Source organism: Zoogloea sp. LCSB751 (genome assembly GCF_002028455.1).
Taxonomy (GTDB): domain Bacteria; phylum Pseudomonadota; class Gammaproteobacteria; order Burkholderiales; family Rhodocyclaceae; genus Zoogloea.
On record NZ_MWUM01000071.1, the window covers coordinates 1 to 1,017 of the forward strand.

1 protein-coding gene is annotated in these 1,017 nt (G+C 65.5%); it reads right to left on the reverse strand.

Going from position 1 to position 1,017, the window contains the following annotated elements; genetic code table 11:
• The coding region (gene dmpG, locus B4920_RS25765) for a 4-hydroxy-2-oxovalerate aldolase (protein ID WP_079437591.1) at positions 1–1,017 on the reverse strand (1,017 nt) is incomplete at both ends.

The following is a 1,017-nucleotide window of genomic DNA, read 5'->3' on the forward strand; positions in this document are numbered from 1 at the left end:
CAGCCCCCGCTCGCGGGCCATAGTGATGGCCGTATCCTCGATCATGTCCTCCTGGCCACCGACCATGCCGCGACGGCCCAGCTCGACCAGGATGTCACGGGCCGGCACGCCGTATTTCTTGGAAGCACGCTTGGCAAAGAGCAGGAAGGAGCCATACACGCCGGCGTAGCCAAGGGTCAGCGCGTCGCGGTCGATGCGGATCGGGAAGTCCATGATCGGCACCACCAGGTCTTCGGCGACGTCGGTGATCTTGGCGACATCCACGCCGGTCTCGATGCCCATCAGGCTGCACACCGCGATCAGCACTTCCATCGGGGTATTGCCGGCCCCGGCGCCGAGGCCGGCAGCGGCCGCGTCGATGCGCGTGGCGCCTACTTCGATGGCGGCGATGCTGTTGGCGACGCCCATCGCCAGGTTGTGGTGGCCGTGGAAACCGAGTTCGGTCTCCGGCTTCAGCGCTTCACGCACCGCGCTGAGGCGGGCCTTGACGGTGTCGGGCAGCAGGTGGCCGGCCGAATCAGTGATGTAGATGCAGTTGGCGCCGTAGCCTTCCATCAGCTTGGCCTGCTTGACCAGCCCTTCGGGGCTGTTCATGTGGGCCATCATCAGGAAGCCGACGGTGTCCATGTCGAGCTTGCGGGCCATCGTGATGTGCTGTTCGGACACATCGGCCTCGGTGCAGTGGGTGGCGACGCGGATCGTCGACACGCCCAGCTCCTTGGCCATCTTCAGGTGATCGACGGTGCCTATGCCCGGCAGCAGCAGCGCCGAGACCTTGGCCTGCTTCATCAGCGGGATGACGGTGGACAGGTATTCCTCGTCGGTGTGGGCCGGGAAGCCGTAGTTCACCGAGCTGCCGCCCAGGCCGTCGCCGTGGGTGACTTCGATCAGCGGCACGCCGGCGGCGTCGAGGCCGGTGGCGATGCTCTTCATTTGCTCCAGCGTCATCAGGTGACGCTTGGGGTGCATGCCGTCCCGCAGGGTCATGTCATGAACGCGGATTTGCTTGCCTTTGAG